The sequence below is a fragment of the Neobacillus sp. KR4-4 genome (genome assembly GCF_042136325.1).
Lineage (GTDB): Bacteria > Bacillota > Bacilli > Bacillales > Cytobacillaceae > Neobacillus.
Genome location: NZ_JBHHJU010000077.1, coordinates 1 through 1,108, shown reverse-complemented (window position 1 = coordinate 1,108; position 1,108 = coordinate 1). Strand labels below are relative to the sequence as shown.

The following is a 1,108-nucleotide window of genomic DNA, read 5'->3' as shown; positions in this document are numbered from 1 at the left end:
ATTCCGTGATGCCTTCGCTGTCTCGTAATAGATCCATCAACATTTGAATACCGGCATTACTTACACGTGCCGCCCGCTTCATGGATGCAATTTCTGCTTCATTTTTCACTGACTTTAATTGCTCAATTATCGTTGACCGTTGAATATCTGCATAATCACCGAATGCATTATTGATTGGGAACCAGAACTCCAAATCCATAAATGTATAGCCGCTGATGCCTATTTTCTTTGGTCTGTCTTTTGCCGCACGTTCTTTTAGGAATGGAGCCCATTCTGAACGAATTTCCCGGATATCGCCTCCTAAAACACTCATGGCCGAACTGCCGTGCGCAGAAGGAATTTCACTGCTTGGAAGGAAGAAAACAGGGTCACGGTCAGGTACCAAGTACATCAGCATCGGCTGCGGATAAACCCCATCGATTGTTCGATAATTAACCAGCCAGCGGATATTGGACATGCGGTAACAATCTCCGAATACGATTAAAGCATCCAGACCTTCATCGACTATCTTTTGTTTCGCAATTTCAACGCGGGCTTTGTACTCTTCATTCGTGATCGTTTCACCAGGTCCCTGGAATTCTCCATAACGGATTAATTCTTCAAATCTATTAGGCAGCCATTTTAATGCTTTTTCTGAAATCATATTCTTTATTCCCCTCTCAAAAAGTAATTTTTAATTTTATTGCTTCAACTATTTCATTATTAATCTATTAAATAGAGGCCCATGCAGGCTTCTCTTCTTAGCTAGCCTATCAATCAAGACTGTAAATCAACTTTCAGCCTGCATGGAATTTATTCAATTACTCAACATATAAGAAACGATTGAAAGTATGAAGCGGCTCCAACCCGTTCTTACGAACGACCACTTGATCCTCTGTCCGAACCCCGCCGATTCCTGGTACAATTAGGGACAATTCATAGGCAAAAGTTTGTCCTTCTTCCAGCACATTCGCGCAGCCAGGTCCGATTTCAGGAATATCTTCTTCAGGGTCCATACCTGTTGCATGGGCACCAGTTCTACCTTCACTCACTTCTACTAAATATTCATCTACTCCATGCTTTCTGAACGCTTCCCGAATCACCCGGTCAGCCTCAATTCCTGTCATAC

2 protein-coding genes are annotated in these 1,108 nt (G+C 42.6%); both read right to left on the bottom strand.

Features of this window, described 5'->3' with window-relative positions; translation table 11 throughout:
- On the bottom strand, nt 1-643 hold a 643-nt coding region (locus ACE198_RS27960), incomplete at its 3' end, for an aminopeptidase P family N-terminal domain-containing protein (RefSeq protein WP_375377798.1).
- A gap of 157 nt (nt 644-800) precedes the next feature.
- Nucleotides 801-1,108: M24 family metallopeptidase (locus tag ACE198_RS27955; protein ID WP_375377797.1), on the bottom strand; the 308-nt coding region annotated here is incomplete at its 5' end.